At 64.9% G+C, this 16,866-nt stretch carries 15 protein-coding genes; 8 read left to right on the forward strand and 7 right to left on the reverse strand.

Annotation, left to right across the window (positions count from 1 at the left end; genetic code table 11):
* Positions 1–42 precede the first annotated feature (42 nt).
* Together GGD67_RS31430 and GGD67_RS31435 are read right to left on the reverse strand one after the other, a co-directional pair.
* A complete protein-coding gene (locus tag GGD67_RS31430; protein ID WP_179738247.1) occupies positions 43–1,065 on the reverse strand; it encodes an LLM class flavin-dependent oxidoreductase in 1,023 nt (340 codons plus the stop codon).
* 161 nt (positions 1,066–1,226) lie between these two features.
* Positions 1,227–1,691 (reverse strand): hypothetical protein, encoded by a 465-nt coding sequence (locus GGD67_RS31435; RefSeq protein WP_179738249.1) that lies wholly within the window; start codon positions 1,689–1,691, stop codon positions 1,227–1,229.
* 1,062 nt (positions 1,692–2,753) lie between these two features.
* Here GGD67_RS31435 and GGD67_RS31440 point away from each other — a divergent pair.
* Positions 2,754–3,314: a group 1 truncated hemoglobin gene (locus tag GGD67_RS31440; protein ID WP_179738251.1), complete on the forward strand. Its 561-nt coding sequence runs from the start codon at positions 2,754–2,756 to the stop codon at positions 3,312–3,314.
* 34 nt (positions 3,315–3,348) lie between these two features.
* Here GGD67_RS31440 and GGD67_RS31445 read toward each other — a convergent pair whose 3' ends face one another.
* Both GGD67_RS31445 and GGD67_RS31450 read right to left on the reverse strand, forming a co-directional pair.
* Entirely contained in the window at positions 3,349–4,032 is a 684-nt protein-coding gene (locus GGD67_RS31445; RefSeq protein WP_179738253.1) for a class I SAM-dependent methyltransferase, read from the reverse strand.
* A gap of 26 nt (positions 4,033–4,058) precedes the next feature.
* Entirely contained in the window at positions 4,059–4,517 is a 459-nt protein-coding gene (locus GGD67_RS31450; RefSeq protein WP_179738255.1) for an Rrf2 family transcriptional regulator, read from the reverse strand.
* Positions 4,518–4,659: 142 nt separating this feature from the next.
* Between GGD67_RS31450 and GGD67_RS31455 the strand changes: the two genes are divergently transcribed.
* The gene (locus tag GGD67_RS31455) at positions 4,660–5,877 is read left to right on the forward strand and encodes an MFS transporter (protein ID WP_179738257.1); all 1,218 of its coding nucleotides are present in this window, start codon (positions 4,660–4,662) and stop codon (positions 5,875–5,877) included.
* Between the two features lie 375 nt (positions 5,878–6,252).
* Entirely contained in the window at positions 6,253–6,546 is a 294-nt protein-coding gene (locus GGD67_RS31460) for a hypothetical protein (protein ID WP_018321194.1), read from the forward strand.
* An 18-nt stretch (positions 6,547–6,564) separates the two neighbouring features.
* Here the strand turns inward: GGD67_RS31460 and GGD67_RS31465 are convergent, their stop codons facing one another.
* The gene (locus GGD67_RS31465) at positions 6,565–8,586 is read right to left on the reverse strand and encodes a YgiQ family radical SAM protein (RefSeq protein WP_179738259.1); all 2,022 of its coding nucleotides are present in this window, start codon (positions 8,584–8,586) and stop codon (positions 6,565–6,567) included.
* 129 nt (positions 8,587–8,715) lie between these two features.
* Here GGD67_RS31465 and GGD67_RS31470 point away from each other — a divergent pair, with 129 nt between their 5' ends.
* Positions 8,716–9,660: a DMT family transporter gene (locus GGD67_RS31470; RefSeq protein ID WP_179738261.1), complete on the forward strand. Its 945-nt coding sequence runs from the start codon at positions 8,716–8,718 to the stop codon at positions 9,658–9,660.
* A gap of 125 nt (positions 9,661–9,785) precedes the next feature.
* Positions 9,786–9,950 carry a hypothetical protein gene (locus tag GGD67_RS31475; RefSeq protein ID WP_167443383.1) on the forward strand — a complete coding sequence of 55 codons (165 nt, stop codon included), beginning with the start codon at positions 9,786–9,788 and terminating at the stop codon, positions 9,948–9,950.
* Positions 9,951–9,956: 6 nt separating this feature from the next.
* Here GGD67_RS31475 and GGD67_RS31480 read toward each other — a convergent pair whose 3' ends face one another.
* A complete protein-coding gene (locus tag GGD67_RS31480; RefSeq protein WP_179738263.1) occupies positions 9,957–10,652 on the reverse strand; it encodes a GntR family transcriptional regulator in 696 nt (231 codons plus the stop codon).
* A 9-nt stretch (positions 10,653–10,661) separates the two neighbouring features.
* Positions 10,662–12,074 carry an FAD-binding oxidoreductase gene (locus tag GGD67_RS31485; RefSeq protein ID WP_179738265.1) on the reverse strand — a complete coding sequence of 471 codons (1,413 nt, stop codon included), beginning with the start codon at positions 12,072–12,074 and terminating at the stop codon, positions 10,662–10,664.
* 180 nt (positions 12,075–12,254) lie between these two features.
* Here GGD67_RS31485 and GGD67_RS31490 point away from each other — a divergent pair, with 180 nt between their 5' ends.
* From GGD67_RS31490 to GGD67_RS31500, 3 genes are all read left to right on the forward strand, one after another.
* The gene (locus GGD67_RS31490; protein ID WP_179738267.1) at positions 12,255–13,139 is read left to right on the forward strand and encodes a dihydrodipicolinate synthase family protein; all 885 of its coding nucleotides are present in this window, start codon (positions 12,255–12,257) and stop codon (positions 13,137–13,139) included.
* A 208-nt stretch (positions 13,140–13,347) separates the two neighbouring features.
* Entirely contained in the window at positions 13,348–15,672 is a 2,325-nt protein-coding gene (locus GGD67_RS31495; RefSeq protein ID WP_179738269.1) for a TonB-dependent siderophore receptor, read from the forward strand.
* A gap of 2 nt (positions 15,673–15,674) precedes the next feature.
* Positions 15,675–16,853: a PepSY domain-containing protein gene (locus GGD67_RS31500; RefSeq protein WP_179738270.1), complete on the forward strand. Its 1,179-nt coding sequence runs from the start codon at positions 15,675–15,677 to the stop codon at positions 16,851–16,853.
* Positions 16,854–16,866 lie beyond the last annotated feature (13 nt).

Here is a 16,866-nt window from a genome sequence, read left to right on the forward strand (position 1 = left end):
CTCGGAATCCAGGTCAATGTGGCGCCAAGGTGGACCACTCGCTCACCGCCACCCCAGCGCCGGCGCGACGTGCTTCAGGATCGCCTCGATCGCATGCGCGCAGTAATCGACCCCTAACTGGTTCGGGATCGTCAGCAGCAGTGTATCAGCCTCCGCAATCGCCTCGTCCCGGCGCAGCTGCTCGATCAGCACATCCGGCTCGGCGGCATAACTCCGGCCGAAGATCGCCCGGGTCTGCGGGTCGATGAAGCCGATCTGGTCCTCGCCTTCGCGCTCCCTGCCGAAATAGGCGCGGTCGCGATCGTCCATCAGCGCAAAGATGCTGCGGCTGACGGAGACGCGGGGGGCACGGGCGTGGCCGGCCTCCTTCCAGGCGGCGCGAAAGCTACGGATCTGCGCGGCCTGCTGCACGTGGAAGGCTTCGCCGGTCTCGTCGTTCTTCAGCGTCGAGCTCTGCAGGTTCATGCCGAGCTTCGCCGCCCACACCGCGGTGGCGTTGGAGCCGGCGCCCCACCAGATCCGCTCGCGCAGGCCTTGCGCGTGCGGCTCGATGCGCAAGAGGCCCGGCGGGTTCGGAAACATCGGCTGCGGATTGGGCTCGGCAAAGCCTTCGCCCCGGAGTAGGTCGAGAAACACCTCCGCATGGCGCCGGCCCATGTCGGCATCGCTCTGGCCCTCGGCCGGGCGATAGCCAAAGTAGCGCCAGCCGTCGATCACCTGCTCGGGCGAGCCGCGGCTGATGCCGAGCTGCAGCCGGCCGCCGGCGATGAGATCGGCGCTTCCGGCGTCCTCCACCATGTAAAGCGGGTTCTCGTAGCGCATGTCGATCACGGCCGTGCCGATCTCGATTGTGCTGGTTCTGGCGCCGACCGCCGCGAGCAGCGGAAACGGCGAGGCGAGCTGGCGCGCGAAATGATGCACGCGGAAATAGGCGCCGTCGGCCCCTAACTGCTCGGCCGCGACCGCAAGCTCGATCGATTGCAGCAGCGTGTCCGCCGCCGAGCGGGTCTGCGATTGCGGCGAGGGGGTCCAGTGTCCGAAGGAGAGGAAGCCGATTTTTTTCATGGGGGCTAGGTATGCATGACCGGAAGAATTTGCGAGACGTTGGCCGAGGGAAAAGTGGCGGCAAGGCGTGTGCCGGTAAGTGCCTCCAGGAGGAAGCAGGCCCGGGTTCGCACCACGACGTCAGGTCGTTCGATTTTGATCCGCCGTGCCCGGAAGCGGCCTCAGATTTCGCAACCGGTCAAATTCAATGCCTTGAGCAGGCCGCCGAACGCCTTGAGTCGACAGGGCTCGGTCTCGCTGGCGGCCTTTGCACGCTGCGCATTGGCAGTTCGCTTGGCAACAATTGCCTTTGGTTTCGGCCTGGGACGTTCAGCGGTCGCGATATTCTTCGTATCGCGCCGATGACGGACGATTGGTTCCGGTGCGGTCGAACCGACTTGGATGTCTCGCGGAGCAACGGGGTTCTCGACCGGAGCGTCCTGTGTCGGCATCGCGCTGCTCACAGCGGCAACCTCGAGGCGATCGGCCTTGGGCAACGCGTCATGTGACGCAGAGACGCTAGCGCTCTGCTCGGCAAGCGGCGGGGCGATCGCGACGGCGCGACGCGGTGGAGCGCTCAGCTCCATTGCCGACAGCACGCCTGCGCTCAACAGGATGAGGAGGCCCAACAACGCCATTTTCAGCATAAAGCGCCTCTAACCTAAGTTAGTGCCGCTGAAAATTCTCCGCGCCAATAAGGCAACTTGTCGGCGATTGCCGACCTACGGCGAATCATTTGCCGACAGGGTTAACGTCGGTGCTGCTTCCGCGGCCGCTGAGAATAGACCGTACAGCTGGGCACCGCCTGACCGATTGGGCGACCGCTGCTTTTGACCCAATGCAGACAGGCTCCCCTTCGACGGCAGCGAAGCCTCGCCAAAGTCCCTCTCGTCGCGGAAGCTAAGTTGACCGCAGGGTCCGAGGTCAGATCGATCGTTGGCTGGTAAACCCTTCTACCAGAGTCTCCGGCGAGATTTTGATCCGCCGTGTTGCATCGGCGGTCAGCCAGTTCATCGCAGAGGGTCCAACCCATAGCGATCGGTCTGGGCTGCTTGGATTGGCGGATCTGTTTGGTCCAGCCGGGGCTTCCGGAATCCCAGGATTGCGCCAACGGACGACGGAGTTGACGCAGGTTTTCTTGATCCAACGACGCGGGATGAATTCGGCTGGTAGCTTTGGCAGGTCCTCCGGGGACCAGATGACGCAGTGGTAACCGACAGAAGCGATATTTCGAGTTGTGGGAGGCGCGGCCGACTTCCACCGCGGACCATCGACGAGAAGAACCACGGGGTCGCGTAACACCTCCGACATCAGCACAGCCTCGTCGTCCGGACCCATCACAATCGAACGTCGCTTCTCACACAGCCCTCTAGTTCCACCACAGCCCGCCCTGCAAGGACGTAGTGTTGCTACTTCCTTTTTGCGGCGCATGAGTCCGGGGCCTGGCCCTTTTCGTCCGCGTTCGACGCTTGGCTCGACGCCAGCTCTCAGGGCATGGCGGGCTAGATTTGCTCATACCAAGTTTCTTCGCAGTTCGGCGGGCATGGGTCGGCGTCCAGCTCAAAATTTCCAGGAACCATTTCCGTTCCGAACCATCCAATGGGTGCGCGGCAATCACCGACAGGCCTCCGGACGGCAACGCGCACGGCGGCCATTGCACGGGATATGCTGGCTGCAATGCCTCAGGAAACCGATGTAAGGAGGTGCCCATGGCAAGGCTTCGTTCGACTTCCATCAGCAGACGAAGTGTGGTCGCAGGACTGGCGCTGACAGCCGCCCCCGTGGCTTTGGCTGGAGCCAATCAAGCGCGTGCGCAGGCCCAGCAAACCACTCCGGATCAAAGCCTGTATGAACGACTTGGCGGCGTCTTCGCCATTGCAGCGGTCGTGGATCACTTCAGCGACGCTGTCGTAAAGAACGCCATCGTCGGTCAGAAGTCAAAAAATCCGCAGTTGAGGGAATGGCACACCAAAAATCTGAAACGCTTGCCTGGTCTCAAGTTCATGCGAACACTTTGGGTCTGTGACGTTTCGGGTGGGCCGTTCCAGTTCAAAGCCACCAGGCCGGGGACGACGCCCCTTGGCCTTGAGGAGGCGCACCGGGGCTTGCGGATCTCCCCGGCGGAATTCGACGAGGTCGCCGCTGAACTCGGACGGACACTTGACTTCGCCAAGGTCCCGAAGCGCGAGAAGACCGAAGTACTAGCTGCGTTCGCCAGCCACAAAGATGAGGTGACCGCCGGTTACGTATCGAGAGCCAAGCGCGGTTGAAGCATCCCGTGGTGCCGAACGACGAATTGCGACCTCACGCATAGGCGACCCAGCCGCGGAAGGCGAAGCCGGTATAGAACAGGGTTGGGTCCGTGAAGCCGGCCTCGCGCAAGATCACCTCGTCCTGCGCGGGCGCCAGAATCTCCAGATGGTTGGTGACGGCGTTCCGCGCGGCGGCCGCCTGCTCGGGCTCGACGCCGGATGCGGCCAGGAACGCCGAGTACCGCGACAGCCACAGCGGGCGCTCCTGCTCGCCATTGGGCGCGCTCAAATGCGCGACCACGAACGGCGCGCGCGGCTTGAGGCGGCGACGGACCTCCGAGGCGATGCGGCGCCGCTCCTCGACGCCGACGAAGTGCAGGGTCAAGAGGCAGGTGGCACCGTCGAACGGTCCCTCCGGGGCATCATCGATATAGCCTTGATGAAGGCGTGCACGGGATGCGAGCGATCCCAGGGTTTGCCCGGCCAGCGCCAGCATCGCCGCGGACGGATCGACGCCGTCGAAGCGCCAGCCGGGATGCGCCTGCGCAAACGCTTTGAGCTCCAGGCCGCCACCGGCGCCGAGGACGAGCACCCGCCCATCGCTTGGGACGCTTTCGGCGAGCAGAATCGCCGTCATGGACTGCATGGCGTCATAGCCCGGCACGAAGCGCCGCGGCCCCTCGGTGTATCTCGCCACGAATTGCGGATCGGAGAATGCGGCTTGCATGTCGGTCATGATGTTGTCCCCGTGAATGGCGCCGTTCACGCGCGATGCGCTCTGATGTCGTGGATCTTTCGGGACCCGAGCCGCTTGCGCAGGTCCTCGCCCAGCATCGCCAACGTCACCTCGCCGAGCCGCGCCAGCAGCAGCGCCTCCGCATCGTCAAAGGCCTGATCGAGGGCGGCATTGACGGCCTGCTCGACCAGACAGCCGGGCGCCTCGGTCCGGTTGCCCATCGCCAGAAGCGGGGGATTGCCGAGCGCTGCATAGACGTCGCGCAGCGTCACCTTCGACAGGTCGCAGGCGATCGTCCAGCCGCCGCCGTGCCCCTTCTCGGAGCGCACGTAACCGATTTCCCTGAGCCCCGCCATGATGCGGCGGATCACCACCGGGTTGGTGTCCATGGCCTTGGCCAGCGTCTCGGACGTGAACGGCCCAGGCTGCTGCGCCATGTGTAGCAGCACGTGCAGAACGCCGGAGAGTCGGGAATCTCGTTTCATGTAACTTTATATGTTACATGATGGCGGCGACGTCAAGCGGGCCCCACGCGGGTCTTTCCGATCCCATAATTCGACCGCGAGCGAAGGACCCGCCGTCAGGTTTGTGCACAATCGCGTCGCGGAGCGCAGGCTGTCGACAAGGATGCAGAACGGGACGTTTTATGGTTGGCGAGTCGTCGCGGCGAGCTTTGGTCTCGCTGTCCTCGGCCTTGGTTTCGGCTTCTATGGTCCGCCGATCTTCCTGAACGCGGTTTGTGAAGCCAGGGGTTGGCCGCTGGCGTTGGTCTCGATGGCCGTCACCGTGCACTTCCTGACTGGATCTATCGTGACCGCCAATCTGCCGGCGCTTTATCGGCGCTTCGGCATTGCGGCCGTGACGAAGGCCGGCGCTCTCTCGCTGGCCGTCGGCATCTTTGGATGGGCGAGCGCGACAACGCCCTGGCAGCTGTTCGGCACGACGCTGCTGAGCGTCGCGGGCTGGGTGACGATGGGCGTCGCCGCCGTCAACGCCATCGTGTCACCCTGGTTCGTCCGCCGCCGCCGCCCTGCGGCGCTCGCCGTCGCGTATAACGGCGCGAACGTCGGAGGGATCATCTTTCCGCCGCTCTGGGCCGCGGCTATTGCAATGTACGGCTTCGCCATCGCAGCGGCCGTCCTCGGCGTGATCATGGTCATCCTGGTGTGGATGCTCGCAAGCACCGTGCTGTCACGCACGCCTGCGCAGATCGGATCGCTGCCGGACGGAGCGGAGCCAGCCGCGGCGACCGGGCCTGCGGACGCTGCGCGGCGGCTGCCGGGATCGTTGATCTGGCGAGACCGTAAATTCCTGACGCTCGCGGCCGGCATGAGCCTTGGGCTGTTTGCGCAGATCGGTCTGACCGCGCACCTGTTCTCGCTGCTGCTGCCCGCGCTCGGCACGCAATGGGCCGGACTGGTGGTCGGCTTGATCGGCGCTATGGCGATCATGGGTCGAACGCTGCTGGGCTGGCTCATGCCGGAGCGCACCGACCGGCGGCTGATTGCCTGCGCCAGCTACACGGTTCAAATCATGGGCTCGATGATCTTCATCGCCGCGGCTGGAACGAACGTTCCGCTGTTGATTCTTGGCGTCGTCCTGTTCGGTGTCGGATTCGGCAACGGCACGTTCCTGCCGCCGTTGATCGCTCAGGTCGAATTTGCACCAGAGGACGTACCGCGTGTCGTCGCGCTGATCGTTGCGATGTCGCAAGGCGCCTATTCATTCGCGCCGGCGGTCTTTGGCTTGATCCGCGAATGGTTTTCGGCCGCCGCCTCTGGTGCCGCGCCAGGCTTCTATGTTGCCACGGCGTTGGTGCAGGGATTGGCGATCTACGCTTTCTAGGCGGGGCGCCGCGCTGAAGCCGTCAGGGCCGACACGCAACACCGGGCGCGCCGATGATGTCATCCTGCTCCTGTTTTGCCCGACGGATCAATGATCGTCTCGTAAAATCAGGAATTCTCGCCGCGAATTCCGAAAGGATCATGCTCTCTTGCCGCGTCCTATGCTGTTGATTTTGCTATCCCCGGCTACTGTGCATGGGGTTGTTTTCGCACATTTCTGTCCTGCGATCAGGAAGGCCGGGATAGACCATGCTGATTTGTCACGGTGACGCCGCCGCGCGCGGGGACAACAATCGGCCAGGGCGACCGTAAGGACTTTTCGTCCTCACCTCGCGCGGCGCCCGTTTTTCATCAGTCCATTTTTCGGAGGCGCATCATGCAGGTTTATAATGTGGTCAGGTTCAAGGTGAAACCGGGTGAGGAAGCCGCCTTCCTCGACGCGCATCGGAACGGCAAGGCCAAATGGCCGGGGCTGGAGCACGGCGTCATCATCAAGACCGGCGAGCAGACCTTTTGCCTCATCGGCACATGGGCCAGTCAGGACGCGTTGGTCGCGGCACGATCGGCGATGATCAAGACGCTCGACAGCTTCAGGTCCGTGCTCGAGGACCAGGGCAACGGACGCGGCGTGACGGACGCGGTGTCGGGGCCGGTCGTGCTCGATCTCTAGGAACGCTGCGGCGCGCGTTCACTTCATCACCCGCAGCCCCTTGGTCGTGAACCGCTGGGTCTTCTCGCCCGGCCGCACCGGTCGCCGCGTGCCGGCGGCCTTGCCGGTGCCGGGGGGCTGGTGCGCGGGCACGAGCTGGTGGGGCTGCGAGCCGATCAGATCGCGGCGGCCCATCTCGATCAAGGCCTCGCGCAGCACCGGCCAATTGTCGGGATCGTGGTAGCGCAGGAACGCCTTGTGCAGGCGGCGCTGGCGCAGGCCCTTGATCGCCTCGACCTTGTCGCTGCCGCCGTGGCGGACGCCGCGCAGCGGATTGACGCCGGTGTGGTACATCGCGGTCGCGGTCGCCATCGGCGAGGGCAGGAAGGTCTGCACCTGATCGGCGCGATAGCGGTTCTTCTTGAGCCACAGCGCGAGGTTCATCATGTCCTCGTCGGTCGTGCCCGGATGCGCCGCGATGAAATAGGGGATCAGGTAATATTTCTTGCCGGCCCGTTCGGCCGCTTCGTCGAACATCCGCTTGAACTTGTTGTAGGCGCCGATGCCCGGCTTCATCATCTTGTCGAGCGGACCGCGCTCGGTATGTTCGGGGGCGATCTTCAAGTAGCCGCCGACGTGATGGGTGACGAGCTCCTTGATGTATTCGGGGCTCTCGACCGCGAGGTCGTAGCGCACGCCGGAAGCGACCATCACCTTCTTGATGCCGCGGGTCTCACGCACCTTGCGATAGAGGCGGATCAGGTCGTCATGCGAGGTGTTGAGGTTCGGGCAGATCTCGGGGAAGACGCAGGACGGCCGCCGGCACGCCGCCTCGACCTTCGGATCCTTGCACGCCATCCGATACATGTTGGCGGTGGGGCCGCCGATGTCGGAGATCACGCCGGTGAAGCCCGGCGTCTTGTCGCGGATCTTTTCGATCTCGCGCAGGATCGAGCCTTCCGAGCGGTTCTGGATGATGCGGCCTTCGTGCTCGGTGATCGAGCAGAAGGTGCAGCCGCCAAAGCAGCCGCGCATGATCGTCACCGAAAACTTGATCATGTCCCAGGCCGGGATTTTTGCTTCGCCGTAGGACGGATGCGGCGCGCGCGCGTAGGGCAGGTCGTAGACCGCGTCCATCTCTTCGCTGGTCAGCGGGATCGGCGGCGGGTTGAGCCAGAGATCGCGATCGCCATGACGCTGCACCAGCGGTCGCGCATTGCCGGGATTGCTCTCCCGGTGCAGCACGCGCGATGCGCGGGCATAAGCTTCCTTGTCCTGCTCGACCTGCTCCAGCGCCGGCAGGCGGATGACGGTCGCACCCTTCTGGCGCGTTGCGCCCTCGTCGGCGGAATCGAGATCGTCGGCGTGCAGCTCGGTGTAGTCCTCGGGGACCTTGCGGAACAGCGCGACACCCCTGATGTCGTCCAGCGCGCGCGGCGCTTCGCCGGCGGCGAGCCGCTGCGCCACCTCGACGACGGCGCGCTCGGCATTGCCGTAGAGCAGCAGGTCGGCCTTGGCGTCGGCCAGCACCGAGCGGCGCACCTTGTCCGACCAGTAATCGTAATGCGCGATCCGGCGCAGCGAGGCCTCGATGCCGCCGAGCACGATCGGCACGTCCTTGAACGCCTCGCGGCAGCGTTGCGCATAGACGACCGTGCAGCGGTCCGGCCGCTTGCCGCCTTCGCCGCCGGCCGTATAGGCATCGTCGCTGCGCAGGCGGCGGTCCGCGGTGTAGCGGTTCACCATGGAGTCCATGTTGCCGCCGGTGACGCCGAAGAACACTTTTGGCTTGCCTAATGCCTTGAACGGCTCGGCCGAATGCCAGTCCGGCTGCGAGATGATGCCGACCCGAAAGCCCTGCGCCTCCAGCAGCCGGCCGATGATGGCCATGCCAAAACTCGGATGGTCGACATAGGCGTCCCCGGTCACCAGCACGATGTCGCAGGCGTCCCAGCCGAGCGCGTCCATCTCGGCGCGGCTCATCGGGAGGAACGGTGCCGGCTTGCGCGGCTGCGCCCGGGCCATCAGCGGCTTTGCGGCGGTGATCATCTGGGTATCCATGGCGCCAAGGGATAAGTCCCCACGCCTCCGAATTCAACCGACGGGCGCGTGAAAGTTGAGGTTCCCGGGCCGCGGCCGGGGCGTCGTCAGGGTTCTCACCGCGGCCGACATCGGATATCCGGTTGCTCCATGGGCAAGGAAACCTCCGACGGCGGTCATGATGCGGTGGCCGGAATATCGCCGTCCACGAATGTCTGGCTCGGCGTGATTGCGCTGGTCGGCTTCATCCTGGTGGCGACCGCGCAGGCCTCCAATCAGATTCTGGCGCGCGGACTCGCGGGCTCCGTCCCGCCCTTCGCGCTCGCCTTCTTCCGCTGGAGCATCGTCGCGATCGGGCTCGCGCCGATCGCGCTCAAGGAGATCCGGGGCGGCCGCGTGCCGCTCGGCCGAAACGTCTGGCCGATCCTCGCCGCCGGCTTCATGGGCATGTTCCTGTGCGGCGGTCCGGTCTATGCCGCGGGCGTGTCGACGACGGCGATCCACATCGCGCTGATCATGGCGCTGTCGCCGATCACGGTGCTGCTGATCTCCGCCCTGCGCGGCATGGAGCATGTCGGCCCGCTGCAATGGCTCGGCACGGCGCTGGCGCTCGCAGGCGCGCTGCTCATCATCTCCGGCGGCCATCCGCAGACACTGATCGAACTTCAGACCGCGGCGGGCGATGGCCTCGTCGTGATCGCGATGCTCGGCTGGTCCGGCTACACGCTGCTGCAATCGCGCGCCGCGCCAAAGGCGTCGCTGCTGGCACGCATCAGCCTGTTCTCGGGCGCCGGCGCCCTGTTCTCGCTGCCGCTCGCGGCCATGGAGATGTGGGCGACGCCGGGGGAGGTCTTCAGCACCAAGGCGCTGTCGGCCTATGTCTTCGCCGGGATCGTTCCCGGCCTGCTCGCCTATGCCGGCTTTGCCTGGCTCGGCGGCAAGTTCGGCTCGGTGCGGACCTCGCTCGTGCTCTATCTCGGGCCGATCGCCAGCGCGCTGCTGTCTTTCGCCATCCTCGGCGAACCGCCGCAACTGATCCATCTTCTTGGCGGTTTGCTGATTTTGAGCGGCGTCTGGGCCAGTTTGCGCCGCTAGTTCCATCCGCATGCGTCCAGGTTCACCCGCAGGAACCATCGGCCTTCGCGGACATTCTGATGAGGGGTTGCCGCGAGCCCGGCTCGCGCGCACTCGCGATGTTCGCCTCTGGCGATGGGGGAGCTGTGAGTACAGTCATAGAGAACCTGCTGTTGCGAAAGCAGAAGCTCGTGGAGCAGCTCGAAAAGGCGCCATCGGTCGAGGACCGCGACAGGATCGAGCACCAACTCGAGCAGATCAATACTGCGCTGGATTTTCTGGACAGGCCGGGACCGAGGGAAGGGCGCTAGAGGCGCTTATTCCACCTTCAGCGCCTCCACCTTCAAGGCCTCCACCTTCAAGGCCTTGGCGTAGACCACGCCCGAATTGGTAATATGCGTGGTCATCAATTCTTCGAAGGCGGCGAACGCGCCGCGCGCGAACAAATCGAGCAGCCTGCGATGCTCGTCGAATGAGGTGCGGGTCCGCACGTCGATCGGCGAGGTCAGATTGGTGCGGAGCGCGGCGACACGGCCGGAGACCAGCTGATAGGATTCGGCGAGGTAGCGGTTGCCGCAATGGGTGAACAGCGCCTCGTGAAACGCGGCATCGGCGCGGCCATAGGCGATGTTGTCCTTTGCCGTAACCGCCGGCTCCATCGCCGCGATGGCCTCGCTCATTGTGGCGATTGCACCGTCACGATCGTGACGGTAGGCGAGCTCGGCAGCCTTGGGTTCGAGCGCGATGCGGAAGGTGCAGAGCGCGTTGATGTCGTCCGCGCTCGGCGTAAAGACAAAGCTGCCGACCTGCGGCCGGATCACCACAAGGCCTTGCGCCTGCAGCTGGCCCATCGCCTCGCGCACCGGCGTGCGGCTGACGCCGAAGGAATTGGCCACCATCTCCTCGGAGATGGCAGCGCCGAGCGCGAACTCGCCGTCGATGATCGCCTGTCGTAGCCGCTGCATCACCCGCTGCGACAGCGATTTCGGCGTATCGAGCTTAAGCGAGCGCATTGGCGTTTCTCAGACTACCTTGCCGGGATTGAGCAGATGGTCGGGATCGAGCGCCGCTTTCAGCGTTCGCATCAGCGCGATCTCGGCGTCGCTCCTGGCGTGGCCCAGCCATTTCTTCTTCAGCGTGCCGATGCCGTGCTCGGCCGAGATGCTGCCGCCGAGCTCGCGGACCAGACCGTAGATGATCGTGTCCATCTCTTCCTTCGGCTGCTGCTCGACGGAAAGGCCGGTGACCCAGGAGACCAGATGCAGATTGCCGTCGCCGATATGGCCGTAATAGACGCTCTCGCAGCCCGCGATGCCGGAAGCAAGCGCCGCCTTGCAGCGCGTGACGAATTCATCCATCCGCGCCACCGCAAGGCCGATATCGTAGGAGATGTGCGGGCCCAGCACCTGGCCGAATTCGGCGCAGATGTCGCGCACCCGCCAGAAGGCTTGCGTCTGCGCCAGCGATTGCGCTACGGCGGCATCGGCCAGCAGCCCGCGTTCCATCAGCTCTTCGAGCCAGGCCTGGAAGCGCGGCGCGTCCAGGCTCTCGTCGGTGCCTTGTGCCTCGACCAGCACATAGAGGCCGTGACCTGCGGCGACCGGCGGCTTCACGCCGGCGCGAGTCGTGATCACGTCCCAATAGTCCGGCCACATCACCTCGAACGCCGACAGCAGCGGCCCGAGCCCGCTGCGCGCCGCATCGAGCAGCGCGATCACCGCGGCGTAATCCTTCAGCGCGCAGAGCGCCGCCATGGTCGAGCGCGGCTTCGGGAACAGTCTTAGCACCACGCGGGTGATGATGCCGAGCGTGCCTTCCGAGCCGATGAACAGATGCTTCAGATCGTAGCCGGCATTGTTCTTCATCAGCTTGTTGAGGCTAGTGATGATGGTGCCGTCGGGCAGCACGACTTCGAGACCGAGCACCAGCTCGCGCGTCATGCCGTAGCGGATCACGCGGTTGCCGCCGGCATTGGTCGAGAGATTGCCGCCGATGACGCAGGAGCCGCGCGAGCCGAGGTCGAGCGGAAAGAAGAAGCCGGCTTCGTCCGCGGCCTTCTGGATCGTCTCCAGCGGCGTGCCTGCTTTCACCGTCATCGTCGCGGAAGCGCGGTCGATCTCCTCGATGCCGCTCAAGCGCTCAAGCGAGATCGCGACCCAGCCGGCTTCGGGCGATGCGCCTCGGCACAACCCGGTCAGTCCGCCCTGCGGCACGAACGGCAGCTGCGCCTGCCGGCAGGTCGCAATCGCATCGGCCACGCCCTGCGCATCGACGGGACGGATCACCGCAAGCGGCGTCTGCGGCAGGCTCGCGCTCCAGTCGTTGCAATTGCGCGCCGGCACGTCGGTGCCGATCAGGACGGCGGCTGCGCCGAGCTTGTCGCGCAGGGCGCCGAGCAATTGGTCGGGATGCTTCACCGGGGTCACCATGTTCATGCGAGACCTTCCTGAATCTGGCTGCGCCCATGCGCGCCGTGACGGTGGAAAGGATTTGCCTCTTTCTTGTATGTAAGGTACAAGATGGAAAGTAAAGCAAAAACAAGGCTCGGAAGCCCCCTTAAAGACCATTGGGAGATCAGGGGCTTGGTCCGAGATCGCAGCTTAGAGGGCGGTGTGATGACAGAGGCAATTCGCGGGTTCTGGGTGGCATCGGCGACGCCGCTGGCGGCCGACGGCAACGTGGACTCCGCCAAGCTCGCGGCGCACGCCAAGCAGCTGTTCGGCAAGGGGGTCGACGGCGTCGTGCTGTTCGGCACCACCGGCGAGGGCACCTCCTTCAATGTCGCCGAGCGCATCGCGACCATCGAAGCCGTGCTCAAGGCGGGCGTTGCGCCGGAGCGCATCGGCATCGGCGGCGGCTTCCCCGCCATCACCGACGGCATCGCGCTGACGCGCGCCGCGCTCGGCCTCGGCCTGCGCCACGTGCTGGTGCTGCCGCCTTACTTCGATCGCAGCGTCACGGCCGAAGGCATCGAGGATGCCTTTGCCGCGATCATCGACGGCGTCGCCGACGATCGGCTGCGCGCCTATCTCTATCACATCCCGCAGACGTCGGGCGTTGCGATCCCAACCGCCGTCGCCGCGAACTTGCGCAAGCGTTACGGCAAGGTGATTGCCGGCCTGAAGGACTCCAGCGGCGACTTCAAGCAGTTCCAGGCGTTCCGTGCCGCGGCTCCCGAGCTCGCCATCACCGTCGGCAATGAAGCCGATATCACCCGAGCGATCGCCGCCGGCGGTGCCGGCACCATCTGCGGCATGGCCAATGTCGTGCCCGAGCTGGTCAAAGGCATGGTCGAGGGCAAGGATGTCGAAGCGCGCATGCAGGCTGCGATCGACGTCGTGCTGAAGACGCCCTCGTTCACTGCGACGCTGAAAGCAATCCTGGCGGCACAGACCGGCGATGCGGCCTGGCAGCGCGTGCGCCCGCCGCTCCGCGCCTCGTCCGACGGCTCCGCGTTCAAGCGGAAGCTCGACGAGTTGACGGCTCCTGCCATCGCCTGAGACCGCACAGAATCGTGATACGCCGCGAATTCGCGTGTTGCGTGTTGCGACCGGCACGACGGCAATTGGAGATTGCCGTTCGATGTCGCTCCTTCTTAGAACGATTCAACACTAGAGCGATTCAACTCTGCCTGCGGTTCTCTTCGGGCACCGCGGCTGTTAGACGCGCCAGCTTCAATGCTGCGTCTGACCTGGAAGTGAATCGAACGTGCGTGCCCATCTGGATGGCCAGCGTGTCTGCGGCCATCGAACTCATGCCGGCAAGAGCCGTGCAGGTCTTCTCATCGGAGCGGCCGTGCTGCTCGCCGAATGCCCCTCCAACACGACGACCGCGCAGGCGCAATCGGCCCTGCCGCCGGTGACGGTGGAGGCGCCGGCGCAGCGGCCGAAGCCGGTGCGTGCATCGGATCAGACGTCACGCCGCACGCAGGCCGCCGCGCGCCAGCGCAACCGCAATCCTGCCCCCGCCGCGCCGACGCTCTCGGAGCGGGCCGCAGCGGACGCGGCCGCGCAGCAGGCCGCCAAGCTCGGCTATCGCGCGATGCCGAGCGCGACCACGTTGCGCAGCGGCGCCTCGCCGCTCAATACGTCGCAAGCCGTCAACGTCGTGCCCGAGCAGGTGCTCAAGGACCAGCTCCCGCGCAACATCGACGATGCGCTCATCAACGTCTCCGGCGTCACCCAGACCAACACGCTTGCCGGCAGCCAGGACGCGGTGATCCGGCGCGGCTTCGGCGATAATCGCGACGGCTCGATCATGCGCAACGGCATGCCGCTGGTGCAGGGCCGCAGCCTCAATGCCGCCGTCGAAAGTGTCGAGGTGCTGAAGGGACCAGCCTCGCTGCTCTACGGCATCATGGACCCCGGCGGCATCGTCAATACCATCAGCAAGCGCCCCGAGCTCTACCAGCACGGCTCGGTCACGCTGCTCGGCTCGGCCTTCAACGCCTCCAAGACCGGCGCCGACGGCCTGCTCGACGTCACCGGCCCGATCGGCGACCAAGGTCTCGCCTATCGATTTATCGGCTACGGTGTCAGCGAGGACTATTGGCGCAATTTCGGTCGCCACCGCGAGATGTTGATCGCGCCGTCACTGGCCTGGTACGGCCAGGACACCACGGTCCAGCTCAACTACGAGCATCGCGAGTTCATCTACCCGTTCGATCGCGGCACGGCGTTCAACCCGGTGACCAAGGCGCCGCTCGCGGTGCCCGCCACGCGCCGGTTAGATGAGCCCTTCAACAACACGTGGGGTACGTCCGACCTGATGCAGGCCTCGGTCGAGCATCGCTTCAACCAGGACTGGAAGCTCTACGCTGGCTACAGCTACAACACCGAGACCTTCAGCGCCAACCAGCTCCGTATCACCGGTATTGACTTCACGACCGGCAGGGAGACGCGCAGCAACGATGGCACGGGAAGCTCGCTCAGCAACGTCAGCTACGGAACGTCGTATATTTCCGGCAGCTTCTGGCTCGGCGACATGCGCAATGACGTCGTGTTCGGCGGCGATGGTCAGTATCGCACCATCTACCGCGACACCCTGATCCGGCAGACGACGCCCGCCTTCAATGTCTACAATCCCGTCTATGGGCTGATCGGGCCCGGGACGACGGCGTCGAACAGCGATAGCGCCCAGACCGACAAGCTCGGCCAGTGGTCTCTGTTTGTCCAGGACACGCTGCATCTGACCGAGCGCTTCGCGCTGGTCGGCGGCGCGCGCTACATGGACTATGAGCAGATCGCCGGCCGCGGGAAGCCGTTCAACACCAATACCAATGTGTCACAGGACAAGGTACTTCCGCTCGGCGGCGCCATCTTCAAGCTGACCGACCAGATCTCGCTCTATGCGAGCTACACCCAGTCCTTGAAGCCGAACTCGACCATTGCGCCGATCGGCGTGGTGATCGATTCCAACATCGCTCCGGAAGAGGGCGTGTCATACGAGGCCGGCGTCAAATTCGATCTGAACAAGCGCATCTCCGGTACGCTGGCGCTCTACGATCTCGACAAGAAGAACGTGCAGACGACGAAGACGAACAGCGCGGGCAACGTGGAGCTCCACACCGTCGGCCGGGCTCACTCGCGCGGCGTCGAGCTGGACGTCACCGGCAGGCTCACCGATAGCTGGGCCCTGATCGGCAGTTATGGCTATACTGATGCCCGCGTGACGGCGTCCGAGGATGCGACCCTGCTCGGCAGGAAGCTGCAGAACGTCGCGCTGAACACCGCATCGCTCTATCTGGTGTATGACTTCGGCACCGCATTGCCCGGTCAGCTCCGCCTCGGCGGCGGTGCGCGCTATGTCGGCGACCGTCCCGGCGATTCCACCAACACCTTCTTCTTGCCGTCCTATGTGGTCGCCGACATTTTTGCGACCTATGAGACGAGATACCAGAACACGCCGGTGATCTATCAGTTCAACGTCAAGAACCTGTTCGACACCGTCTACTATCCCTCAGCCGTCAACAATCTCAACGTCGCGATCGGCGATGCGCGGCGCGTCTCGCTGTCGGCCACGGTGAAGTTCTAGCCATGGCCGCGCGGCTCGGACACACCATCAAGGCGGTCCTGTTCCAGGTCCATTCCATCGCGGGTCTGGTCCTTGCTCTGCTGGTGTCCCTGATCGCGCTGACCGGCGCGATCATGAGTTTCGAGGACGAGATCGTCGATCATCTCAACGCCGGCATCATGCAGGTCGCACCGCGTCAGGCACCGGCGTTGATGCCTGATGCGCTGGTTGCGCGGCTGAAGGCCTCGCAGGACCTCGGCAAGGTCGCCGCCGTCACACTGTCGAGCGATCCGTCTGCGGCGGTTCATGTCCGCTTTGCGCGTGACGACCGGGGCGACCGGCCGACTTCGCTCTATGTCGATCCCTATGACGCTAGCGTGCTCGGCTCGCCGCGCGGCGAAGCGTTTTTCGCGACCGTGCGCCGGCTGCATCGCTGGCTGCTCATTCCCGGCGATGGCAAGGGCTGGGGACGTCCGATCACCGGCACGGCCGCGCTCGGCCTGATCGTCATGCTGGTCTCGGGCCTCGTGCTGCGCTGGCCGCGCCGTGCAGGCAGCGTGAAGATGTGGCTGAAGCCGAATCTTGGGCTCGGTGGCCGCGCTCTGCACCGGTCGTTGCACACCGTGATCGGCACCTGGGTCCTTCCGGTCTATCTGACGATGACCCTCACCGGCCTGTATTTCTCCTTCGAATGGTACAAGGACGGCGTGACCTGGCTGCTCGCGCGTCCGCACGTCACAGCAGCGAAAATGCCCGCAAAGCTGCCGCGTGCGGCCAACTCCGAACCGGCGGCGCCAATTGGATTCGATCAGGCCTGGATGACGTTCCAGCGTGAGGAGGGCGATCGGTTCTCCAGGGCTTTGCTGACGCTGCCGGCGCAGGGTACGACGTTGCGGATCCGGTCGTGGGGGAAAGCCTCGTTGCTGGAGACCACGCGCGACGAATTCCGCATCGACGCCGTCACCGGGCAGCTGGTCTCAGCGGAGCGCTTTGCTGACAAGACGTTCGGCGAAAAGATCATCGCGGCCATCTACGACATCCATCGCGGCGAGATCCTGGGCTGGCCGGGCAAGCTCGCGTTCATGATTGCCGCGATGTCGATGCCGTTGTTCGCGGCCACCGGCATCCTGCTCTACCTGTCGCGCCGCAAGCTGCGCCGTCCGGCACGGCAGCCGCTCGGGCGGCTCGTTCCCGGCGAGTGAGCGGGCGAGGCTA

Origin of the sequence: Bradyrhizobium sp. IAR9, assembly GCF_013408065.1 — a bacterium.
Taxonomy (GTDB): Bacteria; Pseudomonadota; Alphaproteobacteria; order Rhizobiales; family Xanthobacteraceae; genus Bradyrhizobium.